Here is a 19,359-nt window from a genome sequence, read left to right on the forward strand (position 1 = left end):
AGAACTGGAAGGAAATGAGGGAGTTAGGATGGCTTTCACAACTCGTTTAATGAAATTAGATTCATTTTGTCGATATATAGTAGAGTTCTGATGTATTGCACAAAAAGACAACAGAAAAATAAAAAGGAATTTCATGAAAAAGAACACCCTAGCACTCACAACGGCTCTCGCACTCGGAAGTGTGTTGTCTGTGGCGTATGCAAATGAAGCGGCGCAATCGTCGGTTGAACAGGTAACCCCGAAAACCATCACGTATCCAACCACACAAAAAGTGGATGTTGTCGATGGCTACTTTGGTACAAAAGTGAGTGATCCTTATCGCTGGTTGGAAGACGATCTCAGCCCAGAAACCGCAGAATGGGTTAAGGCACAAAATGCAGTGACGTTTGATTATCTGTCGAAAATCCCTTACCGCGAGCAGATTGAAGAGCGCATCACTAAGCTCATGGACTACGAAAAGCAAAGCCAACCGTTCAAAGAGGGTAAGTTCACTTATTTCTACAAAAATGACGGGCTACAAAACCAAGATGTGCTTTATCGGCAGTTAGGTGATGGCGAAGCAGAAATTTTCCTCGATCCAAATACTTTTAGTGAAGATGGCACCACATCGTTAGCGGGAGTGAGCTTTTCACGTGATGGTTCTTTGGTTGCATACAGCATTTCGGAAGGCGGTAGCGATTGGCGCAAAGTCATTGTGTTAGACACAGAAACCAAAAAGCCCGTCGGCGAAACGCTGGTGGATATTAAGTTCAGCGGCATCAGTTGGCTCGGCAATCAAGGTTTCTATTACTCAAGTTATGACAAGCCAAAAGGGAGTGAACTTTCCGCGAAGACAGACCAACACAAGCTCTACTTTCATAAACTTGGAACGAAACAAAGTGAAGACCAATTAATTTTCGGTGGTGTAAAGGACGAAAAGTATCGCTACGTTGGGGGTTACACGTCGGAAGATGAACGCTACTTGTTTATCTCAGCCAGCGTATCGACGTCGGGCAACAAACTGTTCTTTAAAGACCTGAGTAAGCCAAATAGCCCGCTGAAAACCATTTTAGATAACACCAGTTCTGATACTTGGGTGATAGACAACCAAGGCACGAAACTGTACTTGGTTACGAACCTTAATGCGCCGAACAAACGCGTCGTGACGGTGGATGCAAGTCAGCCGCAGCCCAAAAACTGGAAAGATTTGATTCCTGAAACAAAGAACGTGTTACGTGTTTCTACCGCGGGTGGCAATTTGTTTGCGAGCTATATTGTTGATGCGATCTCGATGGTGAAGCAATACGACATGAACGGCAAACTCATCCGAGAAATCAAATTGCCTGATATTGGCAGCGCATACGGTTTCTCGGGGAAAAAAGAAGAAACCGAAGTCTACTACTCTTTCACCAACTACAAGATGCCAAGCACTACCTATCGTCTGAACATCAAAGATGGTGATAGCGAGGTGTACTACAAATCTAAAGCGCCATTTGCCCCTGTTTTGTATGAATCTCGCCAGGTGTTTTACACCTCAAAAGACGGAACAAAAGTGCCGATGATCATCACCTATAAAAAAGGGACACCGATGGACGGCAGTGCACCAACCATCCTATATGGTTATGGCGGTTTCAACATTAGCCTCACGCCATCTTTTAGCCCGACACGTGCGGCTTGGTTAGAGCTTGGTGGTGTTTACGCGGTAGCGAACATTCGTGGTGGTGGGGAATATGGCAAAGAATGGCACAACGCTGGCATTCAAATGCAAAAGCAAAATGTGTTTGATGACTTTATTGCGGCGGCTGAATACCTAATTGATGAAAAGGTAACGTCATCAAACAAGTTAGCCATTAACGGTGGATCGAATGGTGGCTTGTTAGTGGGGGCCGTTATGACGCAACGTCCAGAGCTGTTTAAAGTGGCGCTGCCAGCAGTCGGCGTACTGGATATGCTGCGTTACCATACTTTTACCGCAGGTGCTGGTTGGGCGTATGACTACGGCACGGCAGAGCAAAGTAAAGAGATGTTCCAATATCTGAAAAGTTATTCGCCGGTGCACAATGTAAAAGCAGGGGTGGAATACCCAGCAACATTGATTACAACCGGTGATCATGATGACCGTGTTGTTCCTGCTCACTCATACAAATTTGCTGCTGAGTTGCAATCGAAGCAAGCGGGTTCAAATCCGACCTTAATTCGCATCGAAACCAATGCAGGACATGGTGCAGGCACACCAACGCGTAAAATAATTGAGACAAATGCAGATATTTATAGTTTTGCACTGTTCAATATGGGAATAGAGAAACTGCAATAGTGCGAATTGTTTGCGTTTTAGTTATCGAAACGCATCGGCGATTTATCGCTCGATAATAAAAGGGAATCACAGAGAGTGATTCCCTTTTTATTTATTATAGGCCTACTATTCTAATCTGATGCTAGGCTAATCAAACTAAGGTTTTTAAATTATTATAATGTTCTAATTAATCTGAAGAGTGTTGTACGATCGAAATGAAACATTGATCGCGATCACCTAAATCCATTGCACTCTCTATTCATATGGTAAAATTAATTAATCATTTGTTCTAATGATAATTGAATTTTCATAAGTTTTAATATTTCCTTCTTCATTGGTATTACCAAATTTCAAGTTATATAAGATATAAGTAGCGGTGATTGAACTTTTACGATGCTTTATTTTATTTTAATTAAAACGTCGAATGTTTCGTCATTATTGAATTTGCTTTGATAATTTATGTTATCCAAAGCGAGTTGTGTTGCTTGCTATTTATGATGACCTCATGACGTGAATAATTTTATAATCATTAAAATGGATACAGTTTTATGAATTTAGTGAAACCGTCTGTTGCCATTATGGTTGCAGCCCTACAACTCGCGTCTTCTGCCTATGCGCAGACAAACAATAACGAAGAACTACAAGATATGTCTGACCCACTTGCGGTATACACCCAAGCTGGCTTTGGTATTACTGATAAAGGCGCGAACATCAAAATCGGTCAAACTTACCAATCTAGCCAGCCTGGTACCATGGCGATGAACATCATTGAAATGAAAGGCATTGGTGGTGAGCTATTTGGCATTCGCGACAATGACGATCCAATATATGCCAACGTTGATGACAGCATTGACTCTTTCCGACTACGTAATTTCCAAGTAGAAGTCGCAAAAGGTCTAGGCCGTCAATTAGATGTAAACTACGACGTTGATAACGATAAATTAGATGCATCTTATAGCTTTATTCAAGGTCTACCTAAGTTTGGTATGTTGCAGCTATTTCCTTTAGCTGGTGCGGGTGTCACTATTGCTAATGATTTTAGTGGTGATGACAAAGGTTATGAAATTCCAGGTACTTTCACTGTTGTGGGTATGTACTCAAAAATTGAATTAACCGATAAAATCTGGATTAACTACAACCCAATGTATATGCATACGTTGTCAGGGTCTAGTCAATATAAAGATACTTATTACGCGGGTGAAGATAATATCTTGACTCATGAGTTTGCGTTGTCTTATCAAATTAATCCTCGCGCAAATATTCGTTACTTTGCAAACTGGAATGAGCACGTTAATTTCGGTGATGGTGATCACCGTATCGAATTTAACTACCAATTCTAACTCCCTCGTTTATTTCCAGAATAGAAAGTGTGTTTATCCATATATTTAAATATTTAGGCTAGGGCACTTTCTAAATAAAGTAGGTTTATCATGAAAGCCAAATATAAATTTGCGTTGGTATCTATTGCTATATCTTCTGCATTACTATCAGGATGCAAAACTGGCGATATCGCAACGAAAACAGCCCAAGCACCCTCTGTTGAAACCGTTACCCTAACCGAAACAAAAATCACTCCTTATCATACTTTTATCGGTCGAACTGAAGCGGTAAATGACGTTGATATTATGCCTCGAGTCGGTGGCGAATTAACCGCGATTCATTTTAAAGATGGCGATATGGTCGAAAAAGGCCAATTGCTGTTTGAAATCGACGACCGTCCTTACAAAGCGGCACTGGCGTATGCAAAAGCGTCGTTGCAAAAAGCAAAAGCACAACTCGTTCAAACTACGCGTGATGCAGAACGTGTGAAGAAACTCATCAAAGATAAAAGCATCAGTGAGCAGCAATACGATGACGCCATTGCTGCGCACGCCGCAGCGATTGCTTCGGTAGAAGAGGCGAAAGCGACGCTGGTTTCAGCAAGGCTCGATCTTGAATTTAGCTCTGTGCGTGCTCCTTTCTCTGGCCGCGTGGGTTTCAGCAACTTCCGAGTGGGTGACCGTATTTCGAAAATTCAACTCGTTCCTCTTGTTTCGATCACTCAAATCGACCCAATTCGCTTTGGCTTTGATGTGGATGAGAAGCTCTACCGCCGCGTAAGAAGTGCCATTGATGTGGCTCATCGTAACGATGACAAACTGGATGTTGATTTAACACTGACGCTTTCAGACGGTTCATTGTATCCGCTTGATGGCAAGATCTACGCCGTTGGCAACAAGATCGATTTAGAAACAGGCTCAATTCGAGCAGAAGCACAATTTGATAACCCAACTTACGCGCTTATGCCGGGTGAATATGGCAACTTGACCATCAAGCTGCGCAACAAAACCATTGATGGTTTGCTTATCCCATCGGCGGCTGTTCAGCAAGACCAAGCGGGTGACTACGTCATGGTGGTTGGTGATGATCACGTGGTGTCTCGTCGTAACGTTGAACTTGGTCAGACCTACGGTGTGAAACGTGCTGTGCTGACTGGCTTGGCGGCTAACGAAAAAGTCATCGTCAATGGTCTACAAAAAGTGCGTCCGGGTGCAACGGTGAAAGACGTTGAACTACAGAGTGAATAAGGCTGAGTGAGTACTGATGTTAAGTAAATTTTTCATTCACCGGCCGAAGTTTGCTTTGGTGATCTCACTGGCGATGACATTGATGGGTATGATCGCCCTGAAAGTCTTGCCAATTTCTGAGTATCCTCAAATCTCTCCAACGGTAATTACGGTGAGCACCATGTATCCGGGTGCAAACGCGGACGTGGTTAAAAAGACGGTAGCACAACCGATAGAAGCCAAAGTCAACGGCGTTGAAGACATGATTTACATGTCTTCTGTGATTGGTAACGATGGCTCATACACACTGCGTATCTACTTCCGAGTGGGCGCAGATGGCGATATGGCGCAGGTTCGTGTGAACAACTTGGTGGCACAGGCGACGTCATCTCTACCACAAGAAGTAAACCAAATCGGTGTGACGGTTAAGAAGAAATCTTCCGACATGCTGGGCGTTATCACACTGCGTTCTCCGAAACAGTCTTACGACAGTATCTACCTTTCTAACTATGCGGATCTCAATATCGTTGAGCGTCTAAAACGTATCGAAGGTATGAGTGACATTACGCTGCTGGGTAAGAAAGACTACTCAATGCGTATTTGGTTGAACCCAAATAAACTGGCTACCTTGAAGCTTTCTGCTAGCGATGTTATTGGCGCAATTAAAACGCAAAATATCCAAGTGGCGGCGGGTAAGATCGGTGGTATGCCAGCTCCGGGTGACCAGCAATATCAATATGTTTTGCAAACCAAAGGTCGCCTTACTTCTGCGGAAGAGTTCGAGAACATCATCATCCGTGCGAGCAAGAAAGGTTCTTTGATTCGCTTGAAAGATGTGGCTCGTGTCGAAGTTGGCGCACAAGGCTACGAAGCTGATGGTCGTATGAATAACGAACCAGCCGCCGTTCTGGCCTTGTACCAGTTGCCGACAGCGAACGCGCTAGACGTGATGGAACGCGTGAAAGAGGCCATGAAAGAGTACGAGAAATCATTCCCAGATGATTTGGTCTACGACATCGCTTATGACTCTACCGAATACGTAGAGACATCGATTGATGAAGTGTACGAGACGCTGGTGATTGCGGTACTTCTTGTAACCTTCGTTGTGTACGTTTTCTTGCAGAACTGGCGAGCGACGATCATTCCAACCTTAGCGATTCCGGTTTCCATCATAGCGACGTTCGCAATCATGGGCGTGATGGGCATGACCATCAACACCATTTCGTTGTTTGGCTTGATCCTCGCCATCGGTATCGTGGTAGACGATGCGATCATCGTGGTAGAGAACGTGGAGCGGGTTATCCATGAAGAGCATTTAGACTCGATTCCGGCCACGATCCAAGCTATGAAAGAAGTGACGGGGCCAGTATTGGCAACAACGCTTATTTTGTTGGCGGTATTCGTACCGGTTGCGCTATTGCCGGGTATTTCCGGTCGAATGTTCAACCAGTTCGCAGTCACCATCTGTGTGTCGGTGCTGATCTCTGCGATCAACGCATTAACGTTAACGCCAGCGCTTTGTGCGTTGATGTTGAAATCAACTCACTCGCAACCTATTGCGCCTTTGCGTGCGTTTAATCGAGGTTTTGAAGCAATAACGCGCAAATACCAAGGTTTAGTTGGCTTCTTGAGCCGTCGTATTGTGCTGAGTATCGGTGTGTATGGCGCGCTTATTGCGGTGCTGGCGTTTGCGTTCATGACCGTACCTTCTTCTTTCGTACCGAACGAAGATAAAGGCGTGTTCATGGTCGAAATGCGGTTACCAGACGCAGCAGCATTGCAGCGTACTGCACCATTAATGAAGAAGTACGTTGATGAACTAAAACAGATGGAAGGTGTGGAGAACGTGGTTTCGGTTGCGGGCTTCTCGGTAATTAACATGGCGTCGATTCCAAACTCGGGCATGTTGATCATCAAACTGGATAACTGGAGCAAACGTAAAGACCCTGAGCTACACCAACGCGCATTGATGAATAAAGTTAACCAAATGCTGAACTCAACGCCAGATGCCGCTTCGTTCGTTTTCGCGACGCCGGCAATCAAAGGTATGGGTGCGGTAGATGGTTTCAACCTTGTGCTGCAAGACAACTTGGGCCGTTCTCCACAAGAGTTGGCAAAAACAACCGCTGATTTTGTTGCCCAAATCAACCAACTGCCTGAAGTGGCGCGTGCGTTCTCGATTTTCCGTGCCAACATTCCGCAACGTTACATCGATATTGACCGCGATAAAGCGATTTCGATGGGCGTACCGTTGAATGAAATCTTCAGCACACTGCAAGCGCAGTTGGGCGGTGCCTACATTTCTGACTTCAACTTGTTTGGTCGTTCGTACCAAGTGAAAGTGCAAGCAGAAGAGCAATATCGTGACAACATCGACGACATCGACCATCTGTTTGTTCGTTCTAGCTCTGGAAAAATGGTGTCACTGGCAACGCTAGTGAAAGTGAAGCCGATCTTCGGCCCTGATACCTTGTCGAACTACAACATGTTCAGTTCTGCAACCGTGAACGGTGCGCCAGCGCCAGGCTACAGCTCGGGTGATGTTGTAAAAGCCATTGAAAAACTGGCTGCAGAATCTTTGCCAAGTGGTTACTCGTACGAGTGGTCAGGCATGACTTACCAAGAGATGAAAGCAGGCAACATGGCACCAATCGCGTTCGCATTGTCTTTGCTGTTCACCTACTTGTTCTTGGTGGCTCAGTACGAAAGTTGGACCATTCCTGCTGCGGTAATGATGGCGGTTCCAGTCGCGATTCTCGGCGCAATGGGCACGCTACTGCTGGTGGGACAACCGTTCGATTTGTATGTGCAGATTGGTGTGGTCATCTTGATCGGTATGTCCGCCAAAGTGGCGATTCTTATCGTGGAATTTGCCAAAGTTCTGCGAGAAGAAAAGGGCTTATCCATCATTGATGCTGCCAAAGAAGCTGCTCGAATCCGTTTCCGAGCAGTACAGATGACCGCATTCGCCTTCATCTGGGGGGTGTTCCCGTTGGTGATTGCATCGGGTGCCGGTGCGGCATCTCGTCACTCACTGGGCTTTGCGGTATTCGGCGGCATGATTCTCTCTACGTTTGTTGGCACGTTACTGACGCCAGTGTTCTTCGTGATGATGCAATCTCTGCGCGAGAAGTTTAAGCGAAAGAAACCCACTGAACTTGAGGTGAGCGAGCAATAACGCTGATTTCAACTGACTCCACAACACCCCCACGCTGTGTGCGATTGGCCAATGCCTTTCATTGATATACAACCACCGTCGCAGCGTGGGTTCCCCCAAACAATAATAGGTTTTAACATGAAAAATCTTTCAAAAATCGTCGTAGCGAGTTCTCTACTGACTTGTGCTGCTGCGCAAGCGGGTGGGTTATACCTTTACGAAACAACAGCATCGGATATTGGTTTGGCATCCGCTGGTATGGCGGCTCGTGCGCAAGATGCCTCAGTAATGGCAGCAAACCCGGCTGGTCTGGCGAATGTTTCTGGTAAATCTTTCTCTGGTAACCTGATTGGCCTTTATGGTGACGCGCAACTAGATACGATGACTGGCGATGCGGGCAACGTGATTGGTTTTGTTCCTATGGCGTCGGCATTTTACAGTCAACAAGTGAACGACAAATGGACGCTGGGCATTGGTCTGTATGGCAACTACGGTCTTGGCCTCGAGTACGAAGGTCTTTTGGGTGATCATTTAGATATTCCTACAGCAACGACGCAAGCCTTGACCATTCAACCTTCCGCTTCTTACCGCATCAATGATCACTGGTCTGTGGGTGCGGCGCTTGGCATTCAGTACGGTATGTATGAAGTGGAAACGAAGGGAGCCTTGAACTTCAATGACGAAGACCAAGATACTCAGCTCAACGGCCGAGTAGGTGTACTTTATGAGGCAACACCAGGCACGCGTCTTGGTCTGTCTTACTCTTCTGAAACCGAATTTGAATTCGACAATAGTAACTCCATTGCTCCGCAACAACTGATCTTCAGTGCTTACCACGAAGTGAATGATGACCTAGCGGTGATGTGGAACGTGAACTGGCAAGACTGGAGCGAATACACAACCACGCTGAACGTAGAGACACAAGACACTTACCAAATCGCATTGGGTACTCAGTACAAACTGAATGAAAAAATGATGTGGAATGCAGGTTTTGCATTCGATACCAGCATGTATGAAAGCCAATCAAACGGTGACATTACCGTTCCTACTGGCAAGGCGTACCGCATTGGCACAGGCATTGATTACAAATTGGATTCAGAAAACTCAATTGGTTTCGCGTTTGAAGCGATCTTGATGGAATCGTCAGAAACGCCACGCTTCCAAGCTGGCTTTGATGAGCCTGCTCTGTACTTCATGAGCATGAGCTACAACTGGAAAAACTAATCATTCCTAATCGCTAAAACGCCTTCCTTACAGGCCATTCTACCCTAACTACCTGCACTGGATGCTGTCATGCCATCTAAGGTAGTTAGGGCGCTTCTGTCACATCCAGTGAGTGATGATTCAAAAAGTATCTGCGCAGCTAAGTGCCGGTATTCAACATCTCAAAGGACTAAAAAATGAAAAACAAACTAGCGTTAGTGTGTACGACTTTGTTGGTCAGTACGCTGGCTCATGGTGCCGAGCATCGAGTAAAAGACAATAAAAACAAGTTGGCGGATGACCCAACAAAAGTCATCACGAAATTTGGCGCGTCGTACGCAAACAACTACGATTTTGATGATCAAAACATCTCATTCCCGGGCTCACTTGCGCTTGACCAAGCGCGCAAAATTAACCTGCGTATCAATGATGATGCGAGCGAGTGGCGTATTGGTGGCTCGTGGTTGTTTCCGGTCGGTATCGTGAACTTCAACTTCGGTAAAAATGAATACGTAAACGGCGCGGATCAAACCAACTACAGCGTTGGTACCTTTATGCCGCTAAGTTATTTCGGGATTGAGCCAGCAGGCTTCCAAATTTTCCCAATGGCAGGCTATACGTACAACACTGGTGATGTTCCTGTTTGTGACGGTGCAGAAAGTAGCCACTGTAGCGAGCCTAACTTTACGGGCACGCCAAGTGCAGAGAATGGCTTCAATATGATGAGCTCTTCAGGCAGTAGCGGTTACGTTGGTGTATTTGCGCTGAAATCGTTTACCAAAGAGCTGACGTTAATCAGCTTCGCAGCGGGCACTTACGGCTCAGAAAACAGTGAAGGAGAGAATTACAAAGGCTTCTTTGGTGGTATCGGTCTTGGTTACCTTGTGAACAGACGCCACTCGTTTAACGTAATGACGTTTGTCATGGACAACAACACCTATTTGGATGAAGCAGACAAGCGCATCGTATTATCATATCAATATCAATTTGAATAAATAAAAACGCAGCCCAAATAGCTGCGTTTTTACTTTGATAGAATGAACTAGTGAATTGAGTTGTTTTCTTCGATCTTTTTCTGGTACTGGTGTTTTAATATATACATGCGCTTAACATCGCTGTAAGCGCCGTTAATAAAGTATTCTTCTACAAGGTGACCTTCTTCAATAAAGCCGCATTTTTTGTATAAGTGAATAGCGACTTCGTTATCCACTGCGACTAATAAGTAGATTTTACGTAGATTAAGAATTGAGAATGAGTAATCTAACGCACGATTAATCATCTCTGTCGCATAACCTCGGCCTTGATGCTCTGGGGCGATGATTATCTGAAATTCCGCGCTGCGGTGAATGTAGTTAATCTCGATCAGCTCAACTAAGCCAATTACGATGCCGTCTTCATCTTCGACGACAAAACGTCTTTCAGCGTCATCATGTATATGTTTTCGATAAAGTTCTTCGAGCTCGTCATAAGACTCGTAAGGTTCTTCGAACCAGTAGGCCATGATATTTCGGTTGTTATTCAGTTCATGAATAAAGCGCAAATCAGAACGCTCTAATGCACGCATTTTTAGGCCTTTCTTCATCATTTTTCTCCAATGAGGGCGGAGAATACCTCCGCACTTGATGCTAGAAAATATTACCGTATTTCACAAGAATAGCGCATCTTTTTTTGGAAAATATCCTGTGATTTTCAATGTGGAAACTTAGAGTTCACGACAAAGATAAATTAATCTTTACGATAAAAAACTCGATTAGGTGCTTTGCCTAATATCGTATTAAATACTGCGCAACGACTTAGTGTCTTAATCTAAACAAACAAGGTATTTAATATGTTTTCAATCGGTGACGTAGTAGTAGCGACTAAAGGTATCGATCTTGGCGAAATGGTTGTTACAGGTTTAAGCAGTGGCGGTTTTTACACACATGTAAAAGCAGGCGAAAAAACACTAACTTACCCAGCTAAAGATCTTAAGAAAGCATAATTAAATTTGCTCATTCTTATTTTTAACTGGCTTAAAGTTCGTATTAGTTATTTTAAGCGGGTTAGAATCGATAAAAGGTAGCGCAATGAGTCGCTACCTTTTTTTATTTTTTCTACCTTTCTTCACCAATATGAAACTCAACGCGATTTCTTCCGGTTTCTTTTGCCTTGTAAAGTGCTAAGTCGGCGCGTTTAACGAGTGGTTCAAATGAGTCGTCGAGACGACAGACTTGAGTTACCCCAATACTCGCGGTGAAGCTCATATCACAACCTGAATGTTGAACGGTCGTCGTTTCTAGTGCATTACGAATCGTTTCTAATGTGTCTAGAGCTTGCTGTGATGAGCGACTTCTTAATACGATGGCAAACTCTTCACCGCCAACTCTGGCAAGTAAGTCACAATCAAGTAGATGACTTTTAATAGTGTTAACTGCATGGATCAGTGATTTATCGCCTGCGTCATGACCAAATCGGTCATTGAGGCTTTTAAAATTGTCGAGATCTAAAATAGCAACATGGAAGTCAATGCCCTGGGTTCGGTATTCATTTAGGCGGCTTTCGATTTGTCGCATGAACTCTCTGCGGTTTGGAATACCTGTTAGATCATCCGTCGTGGCGAGGTGTTCCATTTTCATAATCTGTATATGAAGGGCAATGTTTAAAGCAATCCAATTAGCGATGCACTGAAGCTGTGCCGCTTGTTCGTTTGTGTAAATGTGCGTTTGATGATGCGCAACATTAAGCGTTCCTAGGCAGACTTTACCGTGCATTAAAGGCGCGTCCATACACGTACCCATACCATTGGATGCGAGCATCACACAATCGATCTCATCAGATTGCGTAACATCGTCGCAGATCATCAGTTGTTGCTTTTTGAACACTCGGCCAACAAACGCTTGATGAATGGGCACTAAAAATTCAGCGGGAATCGCTTTACTACCAGAGAAAGAGTAGACCTTTAAATGATCATTGTTTTCATAAAGTGTGATACTCGCACGGTCAGAATTAAATATACGATTTATCCATTCTGCCACCGTATCAAGTACTTGCTGTAGTGTTTCCGATTGAGCTAAAAAGTGAACAAACCCTATCGGCATACATATCGGACTTTTCATGTTTTGCATCGATAAGTCATCAGGGTTAAAAGTTCTTTCAAGTCTCAATAGACATCTCCTTGGCAATGTTGCAAATACCAACAATAAATTACGTGAAGCTATTTTGTAGAAAATGTGCTTCTTGGTAAGAGTATGGTTTAATTATCGCCGTTTGTGTGCGTTTGGTTGCTTAATGTGGGCGTTAACTCACCCTAAATAAGTAAATCTTATACCTATTTATAAGTAAGTCATTACTCAATAAGTGGTGTTTTTAAGATGGAAGTACAGAATGAGCCCTTCTGGAATAGAAGGGCTAGAAAAGGATACAAATAGGGTCAGGTGAGTGGTGACTTAATTGTCTTTGTACTTTTGTAAAATCAACTGACTTATCTGCGCAACGAGTTGGTCCCTAGCTTGAAGTGAGAGCTCGGTTTCTGTGACATAAATACTAATGTAAACAGGTCGATGATTTTCCTTCCATATAATCGCGTTAATGCCACGCGAACCATGACCCCCCGCACCAGAACGGTCTGCAATAGACCAACCTGTTGGTAATACAGAACGCATTAACGAGTCTGAAACTTTGTTGTCCTGCATCCAGATTTTTAATTGTACACGAGACTCATAAGACAACGTTTCGCCTTCGACCAAAGTTCGAAGAGTGTTTAGTATGGCGTTAGGTGTGGTTGTGTCGCGGCTGTCGCCTGGTGTGGCTTCGTTCAAGCGAGGTTCTATTCTGTCTAGGCGCGTTGCTTTATCTCCAATTGTTCGCAGAAACATTGTTACGGCCTTAGGGCCGCCAATTTCATTTAATACTAAGTTGGCTGCGGTATTATCACTCATTAACATAGCGGCTTCACACGCGTGCTCTATGCGTGTGTTTTGGCCTGCGAGCTTATCCATCACTGGAGACCATACAACGATACTGCGCTCATCGACTTTTGCGGTCGCATTCTTACTTAGCTTACCGCTGTCCATATCACTTAGCATTTTGGCACAAGCTAGGGTTTTGAATGTGCTCATGAGTGGGAAGCGTTCATCGCCACGGTAGTCCCAACGCTCGTCTGCTTGGGTATCCCAAACTGACACCCCAATTCTGCTTGAGGTTTGTTGCTCGAGGAGAGAAATGTCCTCATTCAGTTGGGACGCGTAACTTAGGGTTGAGCAAACCATTAGCCCAGCCAACAAAAATAACTTTTTCATGGATCGTGTTCTTCAATTTTAGTTTTAGTTCGCACCGTAGCGATGTCACGTAAACTATAACGAGCCAATACTCTAAACACTGTTAAATCTATGTCTATTTTATGTAGGATTCTTTGCAATACGCTTAAACGGTCTAAATATGGGGAGAAGAGTGTTGCTATCAAGGCCTGTAGTTTGGCTTATATATTACGTCAGTGATTCGGTCACAAAAATATCTTAGCGTGAGACACTGACTCAGAATTTCTTGTCATGAGCTAACGAATAGTTTGATCCAGAAATAAAAGGAGCTGAATCATCAGCTCCTTTGTCTAGTTGGATAATTACTTACAGTTCAATCTTTTTAACCATGCCCGATTCTGCATGGCCCGGAATGTTGCACGCGAACTCAACCTTGTTGTCACCGTGGAAGTGCCACAGTAATTGCTTCGCTTTACCTGGTTCTACCGTAACTGCGTTGTCTGAGTCATGCATGTGATCGCCACTCATTGTCTTCATCATTTCGCGATGTTCTAGCTGCTCTTTAGCCGAACCAATCGTAAACTCGTGGTTGATCTTACCTGTGTTCATGACTACAAACTGCACCACATCGTTTGGCTCAATCTTAACGTCTTTCTTGAACTTGATGGTCATGTCATCACCCAAGATAACGTGTACCACCTTGTCTGGCTTTGCACCTTTTGCTGGCATACCTACTGCCGACATGCCCGGCATATCCATCATGTTTGAATGGTCCATTTTACTGTGGTCCATCTTCATGCTGCCGTGGTCCATATTTTCATGCTTCATGTTGTTATGATCCATGTTCGCGTGGTCCATGTTTGCATGATCCATTTGGGCAAACGCAGTCGTTGTTGTTAGGGCTAGAGCAAGAGTGATTAGTGTCTTTTTCATTTTTATATCCTTGTTTTAATTCATTAATAATTTGGTTGCTTCCCCCCAAACGAATTGATTGAGGGGAAGGTAGGGATTAAGCGTTGTTGTTTACATCACTAGCTTGGTGATTAGTCGCATTGCTCTGGCGCAACTCGCGTTGTTTCCACAGCTTGAAGATGGCTGGAAGTACCAACAGTGTCAGCAGCAGTGCCGATGCCATACCGCCAATCATTGGGGTGGCGATACGTTGCATTACTTCTGATCCTGTACCTTCGCCGTACATGATCGGAATCAGACCAATAATGACCGTCAGTACCGTCATCATTACTGGGCGAACACGAAGGCCTGCACCTTCACGAATGGCATCGGTTAGGTCTTTCGCTTCAAGCTTCTGTTGGCTCTCTTCCGCATCCAGCTTTTTGTAGTGCCATGCTTGGTTGAGGTAGACGAGCATGATGACCCCAATTTCAACCGCGACGCCTGCTAGGGCAATAAAGCCGACCCCAACGGCAATCGAGAAGTTGTAGTTGAGGATATGCATGAGCCACAAACCACCAACCATAGCGAGTGGTAGGGTAAGCATGATGATCATCACTTCACCGACACGACGGAAGCTGAAGTAAAGCAGCAGCATAATGATGGCGATGGTGATTGGTACCACGACACTCAAGCGGTCTTTCGCACGCTCCATGTATTCGTATTGACCAGACCAAGCCAGCGAGTAACCCGCAGGAAGTTCCAATTGATCAGCCACGACTTGCTGTGCTTCCACGACGTAAGAGCCAAGGTCACGACCATCGATGTCGACAAACACCCAGCCGTTTGGACGCGCGTTTTCCGTTTTGATCATCGGAGGGCCGTCTTCATAACGAATGTCCGCTACGTCAGCCAGCGCAATACGAGCGCCATTTGGTGTCACCAATGGTAGGTTTTGCAGTTTAACTACTGAGTCACGGTAGTCTTGTGGGTAACGAACGTTGATTGGGTAACGCTCCAAGCCTTCAATGGTTTCACCCACATTCATGCCGCCCACCGCAGTGGAGATCACCTGCTGAACGTCTTTGATGCTCAAGCCATAACGCGCTGCGGCACGACGTTTAATGTCGATCGTGACATAACGGCCACCTGCGACACGTTCTGCATAAACCGATGCCGTGCCTTGTACGCCGTTAAGAATTGGCTCTAGCTGAGAGCCGATCTTCTCAATCACTTTCAGATCTGGGCCCGCGATCTTAATGCCGATAGGGGTTTTGATGCCCGTTGCCAGCATGTCGATACGCGTTTTGATTGGCATTACCCAAGCATTAGTAAGACCAGGGAACTGAACCAACTTGTCGAACTCTTTACGCAGTGACTCGGTTGTAACCCCTTCACGCCATTGATCGCGTGGCTTCAACTGAATCACGGTTTCAATCATGGTGAGTGGCGCTGGATCGGTTGCGGTCTCAGCTCGGCCAATCTTGCCCCATACGGTTTTCACCTCTGGAACGGTTTTGATCAGCTTGTTGGTTTGTTGTAGAAGCTCACGCGCCTTACCAATCGAGATACCCGGATAGGTCGTTGGCATGTACATCAAGTCGCCCTCATCCAGCGGCGGGATGAACTCGCTACCCAGTTTACTGGTTGGGTAGTAAGCCGACACCATTAGACCTAATGCGATAACAATCATGGTCTTAGGGTATTTTAAGCTGGTGTTCAACAGCGGGCGGTACAGCGCGACCAAGCCACGGTTAACCGGGTTTTTGTGTTCCGGTAACACCTTACCGCGAATGAAGTAGCCCATAAGCACAGGGACGAGTGTGATTGCCAAACCTGCTGCCGCTGCCATGGCGTACGTCTTAGTGAACGCAAGCGGCGAGAACATCTTGCCTTCTTGGCCTTCTAAGGCGAACACCGGTACGAAGCTAAGAGTAATGATCAGCAACGAGAAGAACAGCGGTGCGCCGACCTCTTCTGCGGCTTTACCTATTACTTGCCAGCGGTTTTTGTCGGTCAGTGGCGTTCGTTCAATGTGCTTATGAACGTTTTCAATCATCACGATTGCACCATCCACCATGGCACCGATGGCAATCGCAATACCACCCAAGGACATGATGTTGGCGTTGATGCCTTGCCAATGCATTACGATAAACGCAGTGAGAATGCCGACCGGTAGGCTCAGAGCGATAACCAACGAAGAACGAATGTGGAATAAGAACAACGCGCACACAATCGCAACGACGATGAACTCTTCTGCAAGCTTCTTCCATAGGTTTTCTACCGCTGAATCGATAAGGGTAGAGCGGTCGTAGGTTGCAACAATTTCCACGCCTTCTGGCAGGCTGCGTTGTAGGTCTGCGAGTTTGTCTTTGACTTTCGCAATCACTTCACTGGCGTTTTCACCAAAGCGCATCACGATAACGCCACCGACCGCTTCACCTTCGCCATTCAGCTCTGAGATACCACGGCGCATTTGTGGACCAAGGTTAATGTCTGCGATGTCTCCTAATAGCAACGGCGTGCCTTTCTCAGTGACTTTTAGTGGCAGTGATTTGATGTCTTCAATGCTGGTTAGGTAACCCGTGGTACGAACCATGTGTTCGGCTTCAGCCATTTCGATAACGGATGCGCCAGTTTCTTGGTTACCGTTTTGGATTGCCATGTTCACTTGTTGCAAAGTGAGGTTGTACGCACGCAGTTTGGCAGGATCAATCTGCACTTGATACTGCTTCACCATACCGCCCACGGTAGCGACTTCAGAAACGCCATCAACGGTTTGCAATTCGTACTTCAAGAACCAGTCTTGCAGGCTGCGAAGATCCGCCAAATCATGCTTGCCAGTTTTGTCTTGTAATACGTAGCTGTAAACCCAGCCCACGCCCGTTGCATCAGGACCTAGGGTTGGTTTTGCGTTCGGTGGCAGCTTTGGTGCTACTTGGCTTAAGTACTCCAACACGCGTGAACGTGCCCAGTACATGTCGGTATCATCGTTGAAAATGATATAAACGTAAGAGTCACCAAAGAAGGAGTAGCCACGAACTGTCTCAGCACCCGGCACGGCAAGCATGGCGGTGGTGAGTGGGTAAGTAACTTGATCCTCAACGACTTGAGGAGCTTGACCCGGATAGCTTGTCTTGATGATCACTTGCACATCAGAAAGATCCGGAATCGCATCAACAGGCGTATTCTTTACACTGTAAAGTCCGCCTAATACAAGGGCTAAGGTCGCGACCAACACTAGGAATCGGTTGCTCAGTGACCAACGAATAATAGCATTGATCATAATTAACCCTCGACGGCTGTTGTTGCAGGAACTAGCTGTTTAAGAACGTAGTCAGATCCTTGTTTTTCAACTAGAAACCGAACTTTCTGTCCTTCTTCAAAACCCGATAGATCAACGTCTTCACCCACTGAGAAGTTCATCTCGCCTGCATCCCAGTTCCATTCTGCAACGGGTAGGTGGTTTAAGGTGATCATGCCAAAGTCGGCCATCAACATAGTGATGTCACCAGTTAGCCAAACTTCTGCCGTAATGACACTGTTGTCTGCCTTATAGTCAACGATTTGGTACTGACCGGACTCCGTCTTTTGCATTTCAAATTCGATAGCCTGACCTTTTTTCAAGTCACCCATTTCAACGCCATCTGCGAAAGTGAAGTTCATTACCATGCCCGGCCAATCCCATTCTGGTACAGGCTGGTGGTTGATGGTCAGCATACGGTGATCTTTCATCACATCCGTGATCTCACCTTTGGCCCATGCCGTTTCTGCTGCCGCTTCTACACCATTGATGCGAGATAGATCCGCCGACTGGCTTGATTCAGAATCGAGCATGAAGTGAGATGAAGTAACGATCTTGTCGCCCTGTTTAAGTCCTTGTAATACTTCGACTTGTTCGCCAGCTTCGCGGCCAACTTCAATTCGAGCAGAACGGTATTTGCCATCACCTTCCGCCAGGACAACGCGAGTCATACCGCCAGAGCGGATAACAGATGATTTAGGAATCGTTAATACTGCGTCGTCAGTGACAGGCTGCAGGGCAATATTGGCGAACATGTTTGGTTTCAATGCGCTATCTGGATTAGGGAATTTAAGGCGCACACGCAACGTACGTGTTTTCGGATCGAGGATTGGGTACACGTAATCGACAACACCTTGCCATTCATTGCCCGGAATCGCGTCAAGGGTCATCGTGGCTTGAGAGCCCGCTTTCATCCAGTGCGCTTGACGCTCAAAGACTTCTGCATCAACCCAAACATTGTCCAAAGGACCTGCACTGATCACCGCTTGAGCAGGGGACAAATAGCCACCTTCACGCACGTTTAAGCTCGCGATAACGCCATCAGCAGGCGCTTTGATTTCAATGGTTTGCGATGCTTTACCACTACGAGTAATGGATTTGATTTGAGCACGGTCAACCCCAAGCGTTACCAAGCGTTCGGTCGCGCCTTTTACAAGACCTTTGCGGCCAGTGCGGTACGCATTCAGCAATTCTTCTTGTGCTTTAACCAGTTCAGGAGAGTAGAGCGTGAAAAGCACATCGCCTTTCTTCACTTTCTCACCCACGGCATTGATGTAGAGTTTTTCTACCCAACCCGCCACACGAACGTTGGTTTGCCATAACAGACTTTCATCAAAGGCAATATAGCCAACCGTTTCGATGCGTGGTGATAACTGCTGTAGTGTCGCGTTTGCGGTTTTAACCCCGAGGTTATTTTCTACTGAAGGGTCAATAGTCACTGTACCCGGTGCGTCTTGTTCACCGGATAGGTCTTCTGCGTAAACAGGAATCAAATCCATGCCCATTGGGGACTTACCCGGCTTGTCGCGTTTGTAATTCGGATCCATTGGGGCAACCCAGTAAAGCGGATCATTAGAGCTTGCAGCAGATTCGCCACCCATCGCACTCATGTCGTGAGTCGAGCCCGTAAGAAAATGATTAGCACCAAACCCTAAAGCACCACCAACAATCAGCGCGATGGTTGCAATTTTAAATGTTTTCATTGTTTTACCTTATTTTCCCCTTCACATTTGACGCTACAGCGTTGTTGC

Annotated in this window: 13 protein-coding genes; 7 read left to right on the top strand and 6 right to left on the bottom strand. The window is 45.7% G+C overall.

Annotation, left to right across the window (positions count from 1 at the left end; translation table 11 throughout):
* The first annotated feature begins 133 nt into the window (after positions 1-133).
* From R8N28_RS00620 to R8N28_RS00645, 6 genes are all read left to right on the top strand, one after another.
* Positions 134-2,293 carry a prolyl oligopeptidase family serine peptidase gene (locus tag R8N28_RS00620; protein ID WP_318183312.1) on the top strand — a complete coding sequence of 720 codons (2,160 nt, stop codon included), beginning with the start codon at positions 134-136 and terminating at the stop codon, positions 2,291-2,293.
* A gap of 527 nt (positions 2,294-2,820) precedes the next feature.
* Positions 2,821-3,612: a hypothetical protein gene (locus R8N28_RS00625; protein WP_017635247.1), complete on the top strand. Its 792-nt coding sequence runs from the start codon at positions 2,821-2,823 to the stop codon at positions 3,610-3,612.
* A 90-nt stretch (positions 3,613-3,702) separates the two neighbouring features.
* Positions 3,703-4,839, top strand: a complete 1,137-nt coding sequence (vmeP, locus tag R8N28_RS00630) for an efflux RND transporter periplasmic adaptor subunit VmeP (protein WP_065275415.1) — start codon at positions 3,703-3,705, stop codon at positions 4,837-4,839.
* A 16-nt stretch (positions 4,840-4,855) separates the two neighbouring features.
* Entirely contained in the window at positions 4,856-7,996 is a 3,141-nt protein-coding gene (gene vmeQ / locus R8N28_RS00635) for an efflux RND transporter permease subunit VmeQ (protein WP_065275414.1), read from the top strand.
* 117 nt (positions 7,997-8,113) lie between these two features.
* Positions 8,114-9,199: an OmpP1/FadL family transporter gene (locus tag R8N28_RS00640; protein ID WP_065275413.1), complete on the top strand. Its 1,086-nt coding sequence runs from the start codon at positions 8,114-8,116 to the stop codon at positions 9,197-9,199.
* A 176-nt stretch (positions 9,200-9,375) separates the two neighbouring features.
* Entirely contained in the window at positions 9,376-10,173 is a 798-nt protein-coding gene (locus tag R8N28_RS00645) for a hypothetical protein (RefSeq protein ID WP_262635454.1), read from the top strand.
* Between the two features lie 47 nt (positions 10,174-10,220).
* Here the strand turns inward: R8N28_RS00645 and speG are convergent, their stop codons facing one another.
* Positions 10,221-10,760, bottom strand: a complete 540-nt coding sequence (gene speG, locus R8N28_RS00650) for a spermidine N1-acetyltransferase (protein WP_005375417.1) — start codon at positions 10,758-10,760, stop codon at positions 10,221-10,223.
* A gap of 246 nt (positions 10,761-11,006) precedes the next feature.
* Here speG and R8N28_RS00655 point away from each other — a divergent pair, with 246 nt between their 5' ends.
* Positions 11,007-11,159 carry a hypothetical protein gene (locus R8N28_RS00655; RefSeq protein WP_005375418.1) on the top strand — a complete coding sequence of 51 codons (153 nt, stop codon included), beginning with the start codon at positions 11,007-11,009 and terminating at the stop codon, positions 11,157-11,159.
* Between the two features lie 112 nt (positions 11,160-11,271).
* Here the strand turns inward: R8N28_RS00655 and R8N28_RS00660 are convergent, their stop codons facing one another.
* The 5 genes from R8N28_RS00660 to R8N28_RS00680 form a co-directional block, all read right to left on the bottom strand.
* Entirely contained in the window at positions 11,272-12,321 is a 1,050-nt protein-coding gene (locus R8N28_RS00660; protein ID WP_065275412.1) for a sensor domain-containing diguanylate cyclase, read from the bottom strand.
* Positions 12,322-12,603: 282 nt separating this feature from the next.
* Entirely contained in the window at positions 12,604-13,455 is an 852-nt protein-coding gene (locus tag R8N28_RS00665; RefSeq protein ID WP_005375420.1) for a carbenicillin-hydrolyzing class A beta-lactamase CARB-42, read from the bottom strand.
* A 324-nt stretch (positions 13,456-13,779) separates the two neighbouring features.
* On the bottom strand, positions 13,780-14,346 hold the full coding sequence (copI, locus tag R8N28_RS00670) for a copper-resistant cuproprotein CopI (RefSeq protein WP_054577088.1): 567 nt from the start codon (positions 14,344-14,346) through the stop codon (positions 13,780-13,782).
* Positions 14,347-14,422: 76 nt separating this feature from the next.
* Positions 14,423-17,590 (bottom strand): efflux RND transporter permease subunit, encoded by a 3,168-nt coding sequence (locus R8N28_RS00675; protein WP_065275411.1) that lies wholly within the window; start codon positions 17,588-17,590, stop codon positions 14,423-14,425.
* Between the two features lie 2 nt (positions 17,591-17,592).
* Positions 17,593-19,311, bottom strand: coding sequence for an efflux RND transporter periplasmic adaptor subunit (locus R8N28_RS00680; protein ID WP_065275410.1), 1,719 nt, complete (start codon positions 19,309-19,311; stop codon positions 17,593-17,595).
* Between the last annotated feature and the right edge of the window lie 48 nt (positions 19,312-19,359).

The sequence above is a fragment of the Vibrio sp. Vb1554 genome (assembly GCF_033344235.1).

Coding starts and splice junctions, on each gene's coding strand:
- R8N28_RS00680 (WP_065275410.1), bottom strand. CDS start 19,311: ATGAAAACATTTAAAATTGCAACCATCGCGCTGATTGTTGGTGGTGCT.
- vmeP (WP_065275415.1), top strand. CDS start 3,703: ATGAAAGCCAAATATAAATTTGCGTTGGTATCTATTGCTATATCTTCT.
- R8N28_RS00645 (WP_262635454.1), top strand. CDS start 9,376: ATGAAAAACAAACTAGCGTTAGTGTGTACGACTTTGTTGGTCAGTACG.
- copI (WP_054577088.1), bottom strand. CDS start 14,346: ATGAAAAAGACACTAATCACTCTTGCTCTAGCCCTAACAACAACGACT.
- R8N28_RS00665 (WP_005375420.1), bottom strand. CDS start 13,455: ATGAAAAAGTTATTTTTGTTGGCTGGGCTAATGGTTTGCTCAACCCTA.
- R8N28_RS00620 (WP_318183312.1), top strand. CDS start 134: ATGAAAAAGAACACCCTAGCACTCACAACGGCTCTCGCACTCGGAAGT.
- speG (WP_005375417.1), bottom strand. CDS start 10,760: ATGAAGAAAGGCCTAAAAATGCGTGCATTAGAGCGTTCTGATTTGCGC.
- vmeQ (WP_065275414.1), top strand. CDS start 4,856: ATGTTAAGTAAATTTTTCATTCACCGGCCGAAGTTTGCTTTGGTGATC.
- R8N28_RS00675 (WP_065275411.1), bottom strand. CDS start 17,590: ATGATCAATGCTATTATTCGTTGGTCACTGAGCAACCGATTCCTAGTG.
- R8N28_RS00625 (WP_017635247.1), top strand. CDS start 2,821: ATGAATTTAGTGAAACCGTCTGTTGCCATTATGGTTGCAGCCCTACAA.
- R8N28_RS00640 (WP_065275413.1), top strand. CDS start 8,114: ATGAAAAATCTTTCAAAAATCGTCGTAGCGAGTTCTCTACTGACTTGT.
- R8N28_RS00655 (WP_005375418.1), top strand. CDS start 11,007: ATGTTTTCAATCGGTGACGTAGTAGTAGCGACTAAAGGTATCGATCTT.